The sequence below is a fragment of the Mesorhizobium sp. M6A.T.Ce.TU.002.03.1.1 genome (assembly GCF_003997275.1).
GTDB classification, from domain to species: Bacteria; Pseudomonadota; Alphaproteobacteria; order Rhizobiales; family Rhizobiaceae; genus Mesorhizobium; species Mesorhizobium mediterraneum.
Genome location: NZ_RZTI01000032.1, coordinates 23,143 through 39,801, shown reverse-complemented (window position 1 = coordinate 39,801; position 16,659 = coordinate 23,143). Strand labels below are relative to the sequence as shown.

Below are 16,659 nucleotides of genomic sequence, written 5' to 3'. Positions count from 1 at the left end.
GAGGTGAAAGAAGAGATGCCAGGCAAACGAGATGACTGAGGCCGCAGGCCCGATGCTGGTTTGTGACGGCGTCGTCAAACGGTTCGGCTCGCTGGCCGCCGTCGACGGCGTGTCGATGGTGGTCAATCCGGGCGAGATCGTCGGCATTGGCGGGCCGAACGGCGCCGGCAAGACGACTTTTTTTGATGTCGTGACCGGGATCACGCCGGCCAGCGCCGGCCGCGTGCATTTCGGCGACACCGACATTTCAACTTTGGGAGCCGACCGCATCTGCCAGCTCGGCATGGCCCGGACCTTCCAGCTCAATGCCGCCTTCGATAGCTTGACGGTTCGCGAAAACATCGAGATCGCCGCCTATTTCGGCCGCCAGCGGCGCAGGCTGGCCGGCTTCCGCCTCGGCGAGGATGTCCGGCAGGCAACAATGGAGGCGCTGGATTTCGTCGGACTTGCGGGCAAGGCTGAAGAGACCGTGGCGCGGCTGCCGGTGCTCGACCGCAAGCTCCTGATGATCGCCGGTGCCATCGCCACCAAGCCGAAGATGCTGTTCCTCGACGAGCCGGTCGGCGGGCTCAACGTCGCCGAGATCGACCAGATCATGGCGATGGTGCTGAAATTGCGCGATCAGGGACTGACTATCGTGCTGATCGAGCATGTCATGCGCTTTCTCCTGGCGCTGTCCAGCCGCGTCATCATCATGCACCACGGCAAGGTGATCTTCGAGGGCAGGCCGGACAAGGTGGCCGAGGACCAGACCGTCGTCGAAACCTATCTGGGACAAGGCACGCAGAAGCGGCTGAAGAAATTCTTCGACGACCAGGCCGCAACGAGCCCGGTCGAGGGGGCGCAATGACGAGCGCAGCCGCCAAACCGCCCGTCCTGCAGCTCGACGCCATCGTCTCCGGCTATGACGGCCTTGAGGTGCTCAAGGGCATTTCGCTGACCGTCCGTGCCGGAGAATTCGTCACCGTCGTCGGCCCGAACGGCCATGGCAAATCGACGCTTCTCAAGACGATCTCCGGCCTCGTGCCGCTACGCGGCGGGCAGATCAGCATCGACGGCCAGCGCCTGTCCGGAAAGCCACACGAAACGGCGATGCTGGGCGTCGCCCACGTGCCGCAGGGCGACATGCTGTTTGCGCAGATGAGCGTGCTCGAAAACCTGCTGATGGGCGCCTATCTGGCGCCGGACAAGGCGGAGATCAAGCGCCGGCTGGACGAGGTCTACACGCTTTTGCCGAAGCTCGCCGACCGTCGCGACCAGATTGCCTCGAGCCTGTCCGGCGGCGAACGGCGCATGGCCGGCATCGGCCGCGGCCTGATGATGGGCGGGCGCATCCTGCTGATCGACGAGCCGTCGCTCGGCCTGGCGCCGCTGATCATCGATCAGGTCTACGGCGTCATTGCCGAACTGAGCAAAGCCGGCCGGACGATCCTCCTCGTCGAGGAGAACCCGGCGCGGGTCGAGGACCTCGCCGACCGCCTGCATCTGCTCGACGACGGCGCTATCGTCTGGTCGGGCAAGCCCGCCGAACTGATGGCGCGCGACGAGCTCCTCGCAACCTATCTTGGAGGCTGACGCCATGACCGACGTTCTCATGGCCATTCTCGTCGCCGGGTTCACGTCGGGCGCGCTCTATGCGCTGGCGACGGTCGGGCTGTCGCTGGTCTGGGGCTCGATGGGCATGCTCAACATGGCCCATGCGGCGATGCTGACGCTTGGCGGCTACGTCGCCTATACCGTGATCACCTCGCTCGGCCTGCCGATCGCGATCGGTTTTGCCGGCGCCATTCTCGTGGGCGCCGCGGCCGGTGCGATCCTTTATTTTGCGATCGTGCGCAATCTGTTGAAGAACGACAAGTCGACGTTCGAAGCCAACGTCATGATCGCCACGGTCGGCATCGGCATTGCGCTGGAGAATGCGATCCTGCTGACCTACGGCGGACAGCCGCTGAAGCAGCCGGTCTCGATCTCCGGCGCCTTTCGCCTCGGGCCGCTGACGCTGCCCTGGCAGAACCTTTTGATTATCGCGGTCGTCGTCGTCATGATGGTGGTGGTCTCGCTGGCGCTCGGCCGGACGCGGATGGGCCGTGCAATCCGGGCGACGGCGCAGAACCGCGATGCGGCCCAGCTCATGGGCGTCGCCGTCAACCGCGTCTATCTGCAGGTGCTGATGCTGTCCGGCGCGCTCGCCGGCATCTGCGGCGTGATGGTCTCGTCGATGACGCAATTGTCACCGCCGCTCGGCAACGATCCGATGCTGAAAGCCTTCATCATGTGCGTCGTCGCCGGCCTCGGCAATCTGCCGGGCGCCGTCGCCGCCGCGCTTGGCCTGGCGCTGCTCGAATCCTTCGTCCAATACGCGCTTGGCGCCCGCTGGGGCTTTCCGTCGCTGCTGTTCGTGGTCATTGGCGTGCTGATCTGGCGACCGTCGGGCCTCTTCGGCCGCGCCGAAATCCGACGCATGTGAGGGCACCATGACAGACACCAGATCCATGTCGCGGTCTGCCAAAACCGATCTTGCCATCAGCCTGGTTCTGATCGCTGCGGCGATTGCGTTGCCCTTCATGATCGACAGCCGCTACATCCTCGGCCAAATCGTGCTGGCGCTGTTTTATGCAACGATCGCATCGCAGTGGAACCTTTTGTTCGGCTTCTCCGGCATCTTCTCGCTGGCGCAAATGGCGATCTTCGCCTTCGGCGGCTACGCGACCGCGATGCTCTGCTTCTATTTCGGCTGGAATGTGTGGGCGGCCCTTGTGCCCGGCGCGCTCGGCGCGGTGCTGTTCTCGCTCGTCGTCGGCCTCGCCTGCCTGCGGCTGACCGGCGTCTATGTCGCGCTGCTGACGCTGGCGATTGCCCAGACGATGTATCTGCTGATCGTCACCGACACCGAGTGCTTCGTCATGGTCGGCTCCGTCTGCCGCCAGTTCACCGGCGGCGCCGTCGGCTTTGCCCGCTTCGGCGATCTCGGCACCAGGGCCTTGCTGAGAGCGCAGTGGCTGGTCGGCAACTATGCCATCATCGCCGTGCTTTTCGCGGTGACCATGGTCTTCACCTACGCGATCGTCAAAAGCCCGATTGGGCTGGCCTTCCGGGCGCTGAAGGATAACCCCGGCTATGCGGTGGCGCGTGGCGTCAACCGCTTCCAGGCGCAGCTTCTGGTCTTCGGGATTTCCGCCTTCTTCACCGGGCTGGCCGGCGGTTTCTATGCCGCGCATTTCCAGGCGATCGGCCCCGGCGTGCTGTCGATGTCGCAGCTGATGTTCATCATCGCCATCGTCGTGGTCGGCGGCGTCGGCACGTTCTGGGGGCCGCTGGTCGGCACCGTGGTGCTGGTCCTGGCCGACGAGCTGATGCGCGAGAGCGGCGAATTCCGCACGCTCGGCCTCGGCCTGATCATCGCGCTGTCGGTGGTGCTGATGCCGAAGGGGCTGGTCGGCCGCTTCGGCGATCTTGTCCGCTGGCTGGCGCGCAAGCGCACCGGCCCAACGGGCAGCAACATTGTGCAAAGCCCGGCTGCGGCCGGAAAATGAGAGACCGACGATGTTCGACACGATCATAGTGGGTGCCGGCTCGGCCGGCTGTGTGCTGGCAAACCGGCTCAGCGCCGATCCTGCCCGCAAGGTGCTTTTGCTGGAGGCAGGGCGCGAGGCGCCGCTCGCCTCGGACGTGCCGTCGGACTGGCCGACCATGTTCAACACCGCCGTCGACTGGGGCTATTACACCGAGCCGCAGGCCGGCTGCCGCGGCAGGCGGGTGTTCTGGCCGCGCGGCAAGATGATCGGCGGTTCCGGTGCGCTGAACGCGATGATCTATATTCGCGGCCTGCCGTCCGACTATGATGGCTGGGCCGCTATGGGCTGCCCCGGCTGGGCCTGGGAAGACGTGCTGCCGGTGTTCAAGGCCAGCGAAAGCAATGCCGAGCTTGGCAACGATCCGCTGCACGGCGCCAACGGGCCGCTGCATATCGGCAATGTCGGACATGTCGATCTCAACGAGCTCGCCTGGATCGAGGCCTGCAAGGCCGCCGGCTACCAGCACAATCGCGATTTCAACGGCGTCGAGCAGGAAGGCGTCGGACTCTTCCAGTTCACCATCAAGAACGGCGAACGCTGGGGTACCGGCAAGGCCTATCTGCGCCCGGCGCGGCAACGCCCAAACCTCACCGTGAAGACCGGGGTGCTGGCGACGGGCCTGATCGTCGAGAAGGGCCGGGTCAAAGGCATCCGCTATCTGGTCAACGGCGTGCCGGAGACTGCCTTTGCCGACAGCGAGGTGGTGCTGTCGTCAGGCTCGATCGGCAGCTGCCAGCTGATGCTGCTTTCCGGCATCGGCCCGGCCGACGAACTCAGGAGCGTCGGCGTTGATCCCCTCCACGATCTGCCGGGCGTCGGCAAGGATCTGCAGGACCATATCAACATTCCGATTACCTTCTACACAAAGGACAAGATCGGCGTCGGCGCCTGGACCGACGAGACGCTGCAGCGCGATTTTGCGGAGTGGCAGACCTCGCGCAGCGGCCCGCGCTCCTCGCCCTGGGTGGCGGCCGGCGGCTTCGTCAGGAGCCGACCGGATGTCGAACCGGACCTGCAGCTTTACGGCGCCATCAGCCCGCATCGCGACTATGTGCGCTTCCTCTCGTCGAAGCCCGGCATCACACTGCACACCACGCTGCAGCGGCCTGACAGCCGCGGCGAGATCCGCCTGCGCTCGGCCAATCCCATCGAATATCCGGCGATCGACCCGCGTTACTTCGCCAGCGACGAGGACGGATCGGATATCGCCACGCTGGTAGAGGGCATTCGCATCAGCCGCCGGATCGCGGCGCAGTCGCCGCTCAAAGAAATGCTGGTCGGCGAAATCACGCCAAGCGCCGAATGCGAAAGCGATGCCGAGATCGCCGAGTACATTCGTGGTCACTGCACGACGCTCTATCACCCGACCAGCACCTGCCGCATGGGCACCGACGCCATGGCCGTCGTCGATCCCGCGTCGATGAAGGTGCATGGGCTGGACGGGCTTTGCATCGCCGACGCTTCAGTCTTTCCAAAGATGGTTTCGGGCAACACCAACGCGCCGACGATCATGATCGCCGAACGCGCCGCATCGATGATCCTGGGAGGATAAGAAACAACATGGCGACGGGTTGGAACTTCCATGAACTCTATCTCTGGCACGAGACTGGGAACGCCGCGCAGTTCTTTCAGCCGAGCCTGACCATCGAACCGGGCGAGCATGCCGAGAATGCCGCGACCAAACGCCGGTTCCGCAACCTCATGGAGGTTTCAGGCCTCACCGAAAAGCTGTCGAAGATCGCCTCCGTTGCGGTGAGCGAGGATGATCTGGCGCTGTTTCACGATCGCGACTACATCCGCCGCATCAAGACGCTCAGCGACGAGCGCGGCGGCGATGCGAGCTATCTCACCCCCTTCGGTCACGGCAGTTACGAGATCGCCTGCCTGGCGGCTGGCGGCACCGCTGCGGTGATGGATGCGGTGCTGAGCGGCGATATCGACAATGGCTACGCGCTGGTGCGGCCGCCCGGTCATCATGCCGAGCGCGCGCAAGGCCTGGGCTTTTGCCTGTTCGGCAATGTTCCGGTCGCCATCCTGAAGAACCGGGCCAAACACGGCTTTGAGCGGGTAGCCACCGTCGACTGGGACGTGCATCACGGCAACGGCACCCAGGCGGCGTTCTATGCGGACCCGTCGGTGCTGACGATCTCGATCCACCAGGACGGGCTCTATCCGCCTGATAGCGGCTTTCATAGGGAACGCGGCGAGGGCAGGGGCGAAGGCTACAACATCAACGTGCCGCTGCCGGCCGGATGTGGTCACGGCGCCTACATGTCGGTATTCGAACGCATCGTGCTGCCGGCGCTCAGTCGCTACAAGCCCGATCTCATCGTCGTGCCATCGGGCTTTGATGCATCGGCGGCCGATCCGCTGGGACGCATGATGCTGCATAGCGGCAGCTACCGCGAGATGACGCGGCTGCTGATGCAGGCGGCGGACGATCTCTGCGGCGGGCGGCTGATGATGTCGCATGAAGGCGGCTATTCGGCTTCCTACGTGCCCTATTGCGGCCTGGCGGTGATGGAGCAATTGTCCGGCATCAGGACTGATATCGATGATCCTTTCCTGCCGGTCTTCGAAGGCTACGCCGGCCAGCCCCTGCAGCCGCATCAGGCGGCCGTCATAGCCAGGGCGGAGGAATTGGTGGGCGGTATCGGATAGTGGATGTGAGTAGTGCCGGGTGGCTCTCGCCCCGGCGCAGCTTGCCCAATGTCATGCGGCAGCGGCTTCGAAAGCTGACGCTCCCAGGCTGGCTGGGCGAAAAAGTTGGCCTGATCATCCCAAATTGACACGACAGCCGGTCTCGGCCATCCTTATACCAGCCGTGTTTTTCCTGCGGCAGCGTGTGTGAGCGAGTTATGGCCAGTTCCGTCACCAGCCAGAAATCCAAGCGCGCCGCGGTGCGCAAGGCGCTCGACCGCCACAAGGTCTATATCACCGCACAGAGCTTTTCCGCCGGCGCGTACAAGGCGCGTGTCCTCGTTGACGGCGAGGCCTACTGGGTCGACGAATTCCGGCTGAGCCAGCTCCAGCAGGGTCTGTCGCCGGCCGAGCTCGAATTGACGCCGGCCGCCGACGATTGAGCTGTGTGAGGCACGACATCGGCCCGCCGCATGCTGACAAAATGATTCAAGCGATGTGGGTCAAGTCCTTGTTTTTGCGTAGCCGACGCATCCCGCCTGGCATGCGGACATGACCCCAAAACTCAAGGCCTATCGCGCCAAGCGCGAATTCAGCAAGACGCCGGAACCCGTCGGCGGTCTGGTTGCCGGAGAAGGCAATCGCTTCGTCGTCCACAAACATCACGCCACCGCCGACCACTACGACCTTCGCCTGCAGGTCGGCGATGTGCTGAAGAGCTGGGCGGTGCCTCGCGGCCCGTCGCTCAACCCAGCCGACAAAAGGCTCGCGGTCGAGACCGAGGACCATCCGCTCGAATATATCGACTTCGAAGGCGTCATTCCCGAGGGCGAATATGGCGGCGGGCCGATGATCGTCTGGGACACCGGCATCTGGGCGCCGATGGACGACGTCGAAAAGAGTTTGCGCACCGGTTCCTTCAAGTTCCGGCTGGCCGGCGAGAAACTGAATGGCGGTTGGATGCTGGCGCGGCTGAAACCGAAGCCCGGCGAGGATGAGGGCAAAAAGAACTGGCTGCTGTTCAAGGAGCGTGATCTCGCCGCCGACGCCAAGCTCGACATACTGGAAGCCCGGCCGGAAAGCGTCAAATCCGGCCGCCGCATCGAGGAGCTGGTGGCAACGCCGCGGCCTGCCGCGAGGCCCGCGAAACCGGTCGTGCTGAAGCCCGGCGCTTTGCCGGGCGCGATCAAAGCGCAGGCGCCCGCCCGCATCGAGCCGCAGCTGGCGACGCAGGTTCCGAAGCCTCCCGGCAGTGAACACCCCGCGGAAAAAACGCGCGAAACCTGGCTGCACGAGATCAAGTTCGACGGCTATCGTACCATGGCGCATCTGGCCGACGGCGTGGTCGAGCTGATCACCCGCGGGGGCCTCGACTGGACCAAGCGCTATGGCGACCTGCCGCATGCCTTCGCCAGACTGCCCTGCCGCGATGCTGTTATCGACGGCGAGATCGTCGTGCTCGACGCCAAGGGCATCAGCCGCTTTGCCCTTTTGCAGGATGCGCTGGCCGAGGGTGCCGGCAACAAGCTGCACTTCTATGCCTTCGACCTGTTGTATCTCGACGGCTGGGACCTGAGAAAAGCGCCGCTCATCAGGCGCAAGGCGCTGCTGTCGCAATTGCTGTCCGGCTTGGGCGCCAACTCCGCCATCCAGTTCAGCGATCATGTCGAAGGCGACGGGCAGGGGCTCTATGACCAGGCCTCCGAACTGGGGCTGGAAGGCGTCGTCTCGAAGCGCGCCACGGCAACGTACCAGAGCGGCCGCACCAAGACCTGGACCAAGACCAAGGCGCTCAAGTCCGACGACTTCGTCATCGCCGGCTACACCACCTCCGACGCGGCCGAGGGGCTGGCGGCGCTAGGCATGGCCGAATTCGAGGACGGCGAATTGCACTATCGCGGCAAGGTCGGCACCGGCTTCGATGCCGCGACAGCAGGCGAATTGCTGGCCCGGCTGGAGCCGCTGCGCGCCGGCGCGTCGGCGCCCGAAGGGGTTCCGCGCGAGATCATGCGCGAGATGAACTGGGTGCGGCCGCTGCTCTCGGCCCGCATCCACTATGCCAACCGCACAGCAGACAATGCGCTGCGCCACGGCGTGTTCCGCGGGCTCAGGGATGTCGGCCTGTCGACGCCGGTTTCGGCCAAGCGCAAGCGGCTGATCGCTGAGGCCGACCTCGCCACGATCTGGGTGACCAATCCGACGCGGCGGCTGTTCGGCAAGACCGGACCGACCAAGCTCGATATTGCCGTCTACTACGCGCTGGTCGGCGACTTCATGCTGCCGCATATTCTCGGCCGCCCGGTGTCGCTGGTGCGCTGCCCGACCGGCAAGCCGCAGGACTGTTTCTTCCAGCGCCATGCCTTCACCGGCATGCCGCCTTCGGTCGTCACATTCGAGGCGACCAATTCCGAGGGCGAGACCAAGTCCTATCTGTCGGTCGAGGGCGCCAAGGGCTATCTGGCGCTGGCGCAGTTCGGCGTCGTCGAGTTCCATACCTGGGGCACCCACCGCACGCGGCTCGACAAGCCCGACCTGATCGTTTTCGACCTCGACCCCGGCGAGGGCATCGCCTGGCGCGAGGTGGTCGAGGCGGCAGTGCATATCAAGGGCGAGCTGGAGGCGATGGGGCTGGTGCCGTTCGCCAAAACCTCTGGCGGCAAGGGCATCCACATATCAGTGCCGGTGACGCAGAAACAGAACTGGAAGAAGCTACACCAGGCGACCAGCGCCATTTCTTCGGCGGTGGCCGCCTCCGCGCCCGACACGTTCACCACCACCATGGGCAAGGACAACCGCAAGCGGCGCATCTTCATAGACTACCACCGCAATGCGCGCGGCCACACCTCGGCGGCACCTTACTCGCTGCGCGCCCGCACAAACCTGCCGGCCTCGACGCCGGTGAGCTGGTCCGATCTGGAATCCATCGACGCTCCGGAAGATTTGAATTATTCTTCGCTGCCGGGCCTTCTGGCCAGCTCCGGCGATCCCTGGGCCGACATGGAAGATTTCGCTAGGGATTTGCCGGTATTGTAGGTGGGATGTAGGTTTTGCGCAGCGCCGTTCGTCCTTTGGACGAAGCGCTGCAAAAGTTCGACAGTGCACGGCCGCGTAGGAGAAACTCATGGCGCCCAGGGCAAGTTGGAAAGGTTACCTCAAGCTCAGCCTCGTCAGCTGTCCGGTCCGGCTCTATCCGGCGACGAGCGCGAGCGAGCGCATCAGCTTCAACCAGTTGCACAAGAAGACCCACAACCGCATCAACATGAAGCCGGTCGATCCCGAGCTCGGGCTGGTCGAGCGCTCGGACCTCGTCAAGGGCTACGAGTACGAGGACAAGCAGTACATCATCATCGATGATACCGACCTCGACGCGGTGCGCATCGAATCCAATCATACGATGAACATCGAGGCCTTTGTCGACGAGGGCGAAGTCGACGTGATCTATCAGGACGCGCCCTATTATCTGGCACCCGATGGCGCGATGGCCGAGGAAACCTTCGCCGTGCTTCGCGAAGCGATGCGCCAATCCGGCAAGCTGGCGATCGCGCGGCTGGTGCTATCGAGCCGTGAACGCGTGGTGACGATCGGCGCGCGCGAGAACGGCATGTTCGTCTGCACGCTCAGGAATCCCAACGAAGTGCGCGGCACGGCTGAATATTTCGGCAACATCCCGGCCGGCAAGCCAGACCCGGAAATGCTGCAGTTGGCCGAAGCGCTGATCAAGCAGAAGGAAACCACCTTCGATCCGAAGAATTACGAGGACCGCTACGAGATCGCGCTGATGGCGATGATCCGCGAGAAGCTCAAGGGCCACAAGCCGATCATCGCGGCTGCGCCCGAACGCGGCAATGTCATCAATCTGATGGATGCGCTGAAGGCGAGCCTGTCGCAATCGGCCAAGCCGCCCGCCAAGTCGAAGAGCAAGGCCGATGAGGCGGCGAAGCCCGCGGCCAAGAAGGCGGCAGCAGGCGGTGCTGCCAAGGAAAATCCGCTGAAGGCCAATCTGCTGAAGGCCGTCGGCAAGAGCAAGGCGTGAGGGTCCCCGCCGGCGGCATCTTCGGCGTCGTCGGCGCGCTGGCGGCGTTTCCGCTTCGGCTGGCCGCGCGTGAGGTCGCGCGCCAGCAGGGCCAGTTGCGACGCGGCGTCAACAGGCGCACCAGCCATGTGGTGTTCGGACGCATTTATCTCGCCAAGGCCGGGGATGCCGAGATCGAGCGCCGCGTCGCGGCCGAGCGCGCGGCCGGCCGTAAGCTGATCAGCGAGAACGGCTTTTTGCGCCTGCTCGGGCTGATGAAGGCGCCGGAGGCCTCGGCCCTGTCGCGGCAGTCGCTTCTCGATCAGTCGCGGCTGGCCGCATCCGACCTTGACCTGTTATCGCTTTTCGACGCCTTCGAGCATGATGGCGAACCCTATTCCTTCCGCGACCTGATCCTCGCCCGCAAATATGCCGGGCTGGTTGCTGGCGGCGCTTCGTGGGGGGCGATCGCGCGCTCCGTGCACCGCTCCGGCCCGGTCGCCTCGCTCACCGCCAAGTCACTCAATGTCGGCTCGCAGCATGGGCGCGCAGACGCGATCTATCTCGAGGGCGGCCAGAGTGAACTGGACGGCCAGCTGCTGTTCGATCTGGGGTCGCCGGATGACGACACGCTGGAAGAATTGTTCGCCGACGCCGAAGCCGCGGAAGAGGCCGAACACCACGAGCAGGCGGCGGCACTCTACCAGCGCTGCCTAGCCATCGACCCGAGCGATGCGATTGCCGCCTTCAACCGCGCCAACTGCCTGCGCGCCGTTGGACGCGCAGCCGAGGCGGCGCATGACTATGCCCGCGCCATCAAATGTGATCCCGGTTTTGTCGAGGCATGGTTCAATTTGGCCGGGCTGATGAGCGACCAAAGCCGCGAGGCCTCCGCGCGCCGGCATCTGCAAAAGGCGATCGCGCTCGATGCCAATTATGCCGATGCGGTGTTTAATCTTGCCCGGCTGGAGTTCGACGCCGGCAACCTTGCCGAGGCACGGCGGAACTGGTCGCGCTACCTTGAGCTCGACGCCAGCTCCGAATGGGCACGCATGGCGGCCAAGGGGATACAGTTCGTCGATTTGCAGCTGGCGCAGAAATCGGCGGGGTGAGGCGATGGCGCTCCCTTCTCCCCTTGTGGGAGAAGGTGGATCGGCGCATTGGCGCCGAGACGGATGAGGGGTGCTGGTAGAAATGAGACGTTGGTATTCCGTCCAACACCCCTCATCCGACCGAGCTTCGCTCGGCCACCTTCTCCCACAAGGGGAGAAGGGGTCGTCAACGTTGGAGTTCCAATGACCACCTTCCTCTTCGACGGCCCCGAAACCGCCCCCCTCACCATCCTGCTCGCCCACGGTGCCGGGGCGCCGATGGATTCGGCTTCGATGGCTGCGACAGCCAAAGCACTTGCCGCAGCCGGCTTCCGCGTCGCGCGCTTTGAATTCCACTACATGGCCGCCCGCCGCTACGGCCACCGCAAGCCGCCGCCGCGCGCCGAGACGGTGAATCCCGAATACATCAAGGCGATCGCCGACCTCAGGGCGAAGGGCGTGAAGGGGCCGCTCATCATCGGCGGCAAGTCGATGGGCGGACGCGTCGCCTCGATGATCGCCGACGAAACGTTCGCCGAAGGCAAGATCGCCGGGCTGCTCTGCCTGGGCTACCCTTTCCATCCGCCGGCCAAGCCGACGCAGTTGCGGACAAAACATCTCGCAGGGCTGAAGACGCCAACACTAATCTGCCAAGGCACACGCGACGAGTTCGGAACGCCGGACGAGGTCGCGACCTACGATCTTTCCGACCGCATCGAGATGCTCTGGCTGGAAGACGGAGACCACGACCTCAAGCCGCGCAAGAGCATCTCCGGCTTCTCCACCGCCGATCATTTGAAGACACTCGCTGATGCGGTGAAGGCGTGGGCCGAGCGCATCGTGCGCTGAAGCAGGCCGATGAAGATCGCCACCTTCAACATCAACAACATCAACAGCCGGCTGCAAAACCTGCTGGCCTGGTTGACTGTCGCCAAGCCTGATGTCGTCTGCCTGCAGGAGCTCAAGGCGAGGGACATGCAGTTTCCGCGCACAGCACTCGCCGCGGCCGGCTATGGCGCGGTGTGGGTGGGGCAGCCGACCTGGAACGGCGTCGCCATACTCGCGCGGGGTTCAGAACCCATTCTGACCCGCGAGGTGCTGCCCGGCGACGAGAGCGACCAGCAGGCCCGCTACATCGAGGCGGCGGTCAACGGCATCGTCGTCGCCTGCCTCTATGCGCCAAACGGCAACCCGCAGCCCGGTCCGAAATTCCAGTACAAGCTCGCCTGGCACGAGCGCCTGAACGCGCATGCGGCGGAATTGTTCGACACCGGGCTGCCGGTGGTGCTGGCCGGCGACTACAACATCGTGCCCGAGCCGCGCGACATCTACCCGACCCGCTCCTATGACGATAACGCGCTGGTGCAGCCGGAAAGCCGCGCCGCCTTCGGAGCACTCCTCGACCAGGGCTGGACCGACGCGCTGCGCAAGAAGCACCCGAAGGAGACGCTCTACACATTCTGGGATTATCGCCGCAACCGCTGGCCGCGCGACGCCGGCCTGCGGCTGGACCATATATTGCTCAGCAAAAAGCTGGTGCGCGGGCTGACCGGGGCAGGGATCGACCGCGACGTGCGCGGCGAGACCGGCGCCAGCGACCACGCGCCGGTGTGGGTGGAGTTGCGGTGAGGGCGGAGAGCCAATCTCCCTGTGGGGGAGATTGGCTACTATCAGAAGGACATCGACAAGCCCGGCGCTGACCGGCATCATTGCGGGCGAAGCGGATAGCGGCCCGAGGGGAGCCCGATGAACAGGTTTGTCGACAGGCTGCTTGCGGTGCTGCTGCTGGCGATCGGCTTGCTCTGCTTCACACGTGTGTATTTCGCGCTGGGCGGCGAGGGCGCCGGCGAAGGCTTCGCGTCCGTGCGCCTGGCTTTGGTCGGGGCGGCGGGCGTTTTCTCAGCCCTTGCAGCCCTGCTGTTCTGGGCCGGCCTGTTGCCGGGCCGATCGACGCAAGATCCGAAGGTGCCGCTGTTCGGCAGGGGTGCCGAAACGCAACCCGCCGGACGATCACGCCTGCGGAAGATCTTCGTCGTCATTCCGTTCCTTGCCGTACTCGCTTTGGTGGCCGACCAACTCGGCCCCTGGTTGCGACAGCCACAGGACGCCGGCAAAAGCCTGACCGCCGAGCAACCCGCGCCGAGCACGCCGAAGGGCGAAGACGTCGCCAGCGCGGAACCGGTATAGCCGCCGGCTCCTGCCTCGCCATCCGAGGTCGCGCTTGCCCCACCCGCCTCACCGCCGGAGGCTGCTCCAGCCCCGCCACCGCAGACTGTTGCGCCGCTGCCCCAGGCTCCGCCGCCGCAGCCGACGCAGGCGGATGGCCACCGCGAGCCCGTCGTCTGGCTGGCAGTTGCGCCTGACGGGCACTCGATCCTGAGCGCCAGCACCGACCGCACGATCAAGCTCTGGGATATCGACGGCAAGCGCCTGATCCGCACTCTCGGCGTCCACAAGGACATGGCGCGGACAGCGCTTTTCCTGCCCGATGGGGCGCGGGCGCTGACGGCCGGCGACGATGGCGAGATCGTGCTGCGCCAGCTCTCCGATGGAGCGGTGCTGCATGTGTTCTCGTCAGGCCAGAACGGTGGCGTCAACAAGCTCGCGATCAGCCCCGACGGCAAACGTGCCGTCAGCGGGCACGACACCGGCAGGGTCATCGTCTGGGATATCGAGAAAGGCTCGGTGCTGCATGTGATGCCGGGGCATGACTGGTCTATCAGCGGGCTCGCCGTCTCGCCGGACGGCACACGCGCGATCAGCGGCAGCATCGAGGGCACGCTGAAGTTATGGGACATCGACGCCGGCAAGCAGCTGCGCAGCTGGCACGGGCATGAGCGTGGCCCCTATGGCGTCGTGTTCATGGCCGACGGGCGCCATCTGATCACCGGCAGCGGCGACTATACGATCAAGCGATGGGATCTCGACACCGGCCGCGAAGTCCGCCGCCTCGAGGGCCATTCGGGCACGGTCTATGCGCTGGCGCTGTCGGCCGACGGCAAGCGGCTGCTCTCCGGCTCGCTCGACGGATCGGCACGGCTGTGGGACATGGAAACCGGCAACGAGACCGCCCTGTTCGACAGCCGCTCCGGCCCGATCTACGCGGTGGCGTTCGCCGCCGACGGCACGGTGCTGACCGGCGGCTACGACCGCACCATCCGGGACTGGCCTGCCGGCGGCGGCGATGGGGTGGTGCTGTTTCCGGGCGCGCCGGAGTGATCGCCGTAAGCTCCTCCGCGCAGATTAGTTTCGAGGGCAAACGCGACCTGTACAAAATCGGCCCAAGGCCCCATCGTCGCGCAGGGTGGAGGGACCGAACATGACGAATCTCCACTTCGTCGAGGCGTCGATCGAACAGTTGCGGCGGGCGCTGGAGGCCGGCACCGTCACCAGCGTCGAGCTGGTCGGCGCCTGCCTGCGCAGAATTGCGCGTTACGACCGGCATGGCATCACCCTCAACGCCGTTCCCGTGCTCAATCCAAAGATGTTCCAAGAGGCGGCCGCGTCCGACCGGCGCCGCCGGGACGGCGCGACGCTCGGGCCGCTGGACGGCATCCCCTACACCGCCAAGGACAGCTATAAGGCGGCGGGCTTGTCGGTGGCCGCCGGCTCGCCCGCTTTCGAGCACCTCACCGCCAACGAGGACGCCTTTACCATCGGAAGACTGAGGGCCGGCGGCGCGGTGCTGATCGGGCTGACCAACATGCCGCCGATGGCCAATGGCGGCATGCAGCGCGGCGTCTATGGCCGGGCGGAAAGCCCCTACAATGCCGACTGGCTGACCGCCGCCTTCGCCTCTGGATCGTCGAACGGCTCCGGCACCGCGACCGCCGCCAGCTTCGCCGCCTTCGGGCTGGGCGAGGAGACATGGTCCTCCGGGCGGGCGCCGGCGTCGAACAACGCGCTGGTCGCCTACACGCCGTCGCGTGGCGTCATTTCCGTGCGTGGCAACTGGCCGCTGGTGCCGACGATGGACGTGGTGGTGCCGCATACGCGCAGCGTTGCCGATATGCTGGAATTGCTCGACGTGATCGTCGCCAACGACCCCGACACGAGAGGCGATTTCTGGCGCGCGCAGCCCTGGGTAACGCTGCCGAAGAGCTCGGATGTACGGCCACCGCGCTACACCGGGCTCAGGCTGGAGGGGGCGCTGCAGGGCATGCGGCTCGGAGTGCCCCGCATGTATATCGGCTGCGACACCGAGGCTGACGTTCCGATCCAGACCCGCGCGTCGGTGTTGGAGCTGTGGGAGCAGGCGGCAGCGGATTTGCGACGGCTCGGCGCCGATGTGGTGGAGGTCAATTTTCCCGTTGTCTCGAATTACGAGCGCGACCGGCCGGGCACGAGGAACATGGTCGATCGCGGGCTGGTTCCGGAAGAATTCGCCGAGCGCGAAATCTGGGACCTGTGCGTCTTCGCCTGGGACGATTTCCTGCGCGCCAATGCCGACCCTGCCATCCCCGATCTCGCCTCGGTCCACGGCCCAAATATCTTTCCGCAACCGCCGGGCACGCTGCCGGATCGTTACGAGGACAGCTTCGATCTGGCGGAATATGTCGAGCGAGCCAAGCGCGGCGTCACACCGTTCGAGGCCATTCCCGAGCTGGAGGCCGGCCTGAAGGGCCTTGAGACGACGCGGCGGATCGATTTCGAAGACTGGCTTGACGCGCAAGGGCTCGACGCCGTGGTGTTTCCCGCCGTCGCCGACGTCGGGCCGGCCGACGCGGATGTCAACGAGGCGTCCGCAGCGCTGGCCTGGCGAAACGGCACCTGGGTCGCCAACGGCAATCTCGTGCCGCGCCATCTCGGCATTCCGACCGTCACCGTGCCGATGGGCACGATGGCCGATATCGGCATGCCGGTCGGGCTGACCTTCGCCGGCAAGGCCTATGAGGATACGAAGCTGCTTCGGCTGGCCGGCGACTTCGAGCGTTTCGGCCTGCGCCGCACCCGCCCGCCGCGCACGCCGGAATTGGCCGACGATGTCTTTGCCGCCCGGCATGGCGACATCACGACCAATGATGTGCCGCCTGACCATCACGCTTGCCGCCGAGGCGCGGCATGCGGGTGGCCAGGACGAGATAACAATCACGCTTGATGTGCATGGCGAGGCCGGAGCCGAGACCAGCGTGAAAATCCATGTCAACGGCGAGCCTGTCGCCATGCAGCGGACCGGCGCGCGCTTCACCGGGCGTGCGGTCGTACCGGCTGCCACGCACCAGGCGATCCACAGCGTCTGGCGCGGCTCGTACGGCTCAATCGTCACCGCCGTCGTGCGTCTTGAGGACGGACGGATCGCCGGCGCCTATGCGGTGACGGGAGGGATTGGGTAACATCGCGC

At 65.3% G+C, this 16,659-nt stretch carries 16 protein-coding genes and 1 pseudogene; all 17 read left to right on the top strand.

Going from position 1 to position 16,659, the window contains the following annotated elements:
* Nucleotides 1-31: 31 nt before the first annotated feature.
* The 17 genes and pseudogenes from EOC93_RS12845 (at nucleotide 32) to EOC93_RS34765 (ending at nucleotide 16,651) form a co-directional block, all read left to right on the top strand.
* Nucleotides 32-850 (top strand): ABC transporter ATP-binding protein, encoded by an 819-nt coding sequence (locus tag EOC93_RS12845; protein ID WP_127204784.1) that lies wholly within the window; start codon nucleotides 32-34, stop codon nucleotides 848-850.
* A complete protein-coding gene (locus tag EOC93_RS12840) occupies nucleotides 847-1,575 on the top strand; it encodes an ABC transporter ATP-binding protein (protein ID WP_127204783.1) in 729 nt (242 codons plus the stop codon). The genes EOC93_RS12845 and EOC93_RS12840 overlap by 4 nt, the downstream gene beginning before the upstream one ends.
* Nucleotides 1,576-1,579: 4 nt before the next feature.
* On the top strand, nucleotides 1,580-2,467 hold the full coding sequence (locus tag EOC93_RS12835; protein ID WP_127204782.1) for a branched-chain amino acid ABC transporter permease: 888 nt from the start codon (nucleotides 1,580-1,582) through the stop codon (nucleotides 2,465-2,467).
* A 7-nt stretch (nucleotides 2,468-2,474) separates the two neighbouring features.
* Nucleotides 2,475-3,533, top strand: a complete 1,059-nt coding sequence (locus tag EOC93_RS12830; RefSeq protein WP_127204781.1) for a branched-chain amino acid ABC transporter permease — start codon at nucleotides 2,475-2,477, stop codon at nucleotides 3,531-3,533.
* Between the two features lie 10 nt (nucleotides 3,534-3,543).
* Nucleotides 3,544-5,127 (top strand): GMC family oxidoreductase N-terminal domain-containing protein, encoded by a 1,584-nt coding sequence (locus EOC93_RS12825; protein ID WP_127204780.1) that lies wholly within the window; start codon nucleotides 3,544-3,546, stop codon nucleotides 5,125-5,127.
* A gap of 8 nt (nucleotides 5,128-5,135) precedes the next feature.
* A complete protein-coding gene (locus EOC93_RS12820; RefSeq protein WP_127204779.1) occupies nucleotides 5,136-6,236 on the top strand; it encodes a class II histone deacetylase in 1,101 nt (366 codons plus the stop codon).
* A 197-nt stretch (nucleotides 6,237-6,433) separates the two neighbouring features.
* Complete coding sequence (locus EOC93_RS12815; RefSeq protein WP_126105712.1) at nucleotides 6,434-6,658, top strand: hypothetical protein; 225 nt, start codon at nucleotides 6,434-6,436, stop codon at nucleotides 6,656-6,658.
* 109 nt (nucleotides 6,659-6,767) lie between these two features.
* Nucleotides 6,768-9,248, top strand: coding sequence for a DNA ligase D (gene ligD / locus EOC93_RS12810; protein ID WP_127204778.1), 2,481 nt, complete (start codon nucleotides 6,768-6,770; stop codon nucleotides 9,246-9,248).
* An 88-nt stretch (nucleotides 9,249-9,336) separates the two neighbouring features.
* Nucleotides 9,337-10,248, top strand: coding sequence for a Ku protein (locus EOC93_RS12805; RefSeq protein WP_126105714.1), 912 nt, complete (start codon nucleotides 9,337-9,339; stop codon nucleotides 10,246-10,248).
* Nucleotides 10,245-11,339, top strand: coding sequence for a tetratricopeptide repeat protein (locus EOC93_RS12800; protein WP_127204777.1), 1,095 nt, complete (start codon nucleotides 10,245-10,247; stop codon nucleotides 11,337-11,339). The genes EOC93_RS12805 and EOC93_RS12800 overlap by 4 nt, the downstream gene beginning before the upstream one ends.
* Nucleotides 11,340-11,522: 183 nt before the next feature.
* Nucleotides 11,523-12,167 carry an alpha/beta fold hydrolase gene (locus EOC93_RS12795; RefSeq protein WP_127204776.1) on the top strand — a complete coding sequence of 215 codons (645 nt, stop codon included), beginning with the start codon at nucleotides 11,523-11,525 and terminating at the stop codon, nucleotides 12,165-12,167.
* Nucleotides 12,168-12,176: 9 nt separating this feature from the next.
* The gene (locus tag EOC93_RS12790; RefSeq protein ID WP_127204775.1) at nucleotides 12,177-12,947 is read left to right on the top strand and encodes an exodeoxyribonuclease III; all 771 of its coding nucleotides are present in this window, start codon (nucleotides 12,177-12,179) and stop codon (nucleotides 12,945-12,947) included.
* Between the two features lie 117 nt (nucleotides 12,948-13,064).
* Complete coding sequence (locus EOC93_RS34780; protein WP_245461448.1) at nucleotides 13,065-13,505, top strand: hypothetical protein; 441 nt, start codon at nucleotides 13,065-13,067, stop codon at nucleotides 13,503-13,505.
* Nucleotides 13,506-13,601: 96 nt separating this feature from the next.
* Nucleotides 13,602-13,721: pseudogene (locus EOC93_RS35355) on the top strand (WD40 repeat domain-containing protein); the annotation flags it as partial.
* Between the two features lie 57 nt (nucleotides 13,722-13,778).
* Nucleotides 13,779-14,537: a WD40 repeat domain-containing protein gene (locus EOC93_RS34770; RefSeq protein WP_245461447.1), complete on the top strand. Its 759-nt coding sequence runs from the start codon at nucleotides 13,779-13,781 to the stop codon at nucleotides 14,535-14,537.
* A gap of 100 nt (nucleotides 14,538-14,637) precedes the next feature.
* The gene (locus EOC93_RS12780; protein ID WP_164759126.1) at nucleotides 14,638-16,416 is read left to right on the top strand and encodes an amidase; all 1,779 of its coding nucleotides are present in this window, start codon (nucleotides 14,638-14,640) and stop codon (nucleotides 16,414-16,416) included.
* On the top strand, nucleotides 16,337-16,651 hold the full coding sequence (locus EOC93_RS34765) for a hypothetical protein (RefSeq protein ID WP_164759125.1): 315 nt from the start codon (nucleotides 16,337-16,339) through the stop codon (nucleotides 16,649-16,651). Before EOC93_RS12780 ends, EOC93_RS34765 begins: the two co-directional genes overlap by 80 nt.
* The last annotated feature ends 8 nt before the right edge of the window (nucleotides 16,652-16,659 follow it).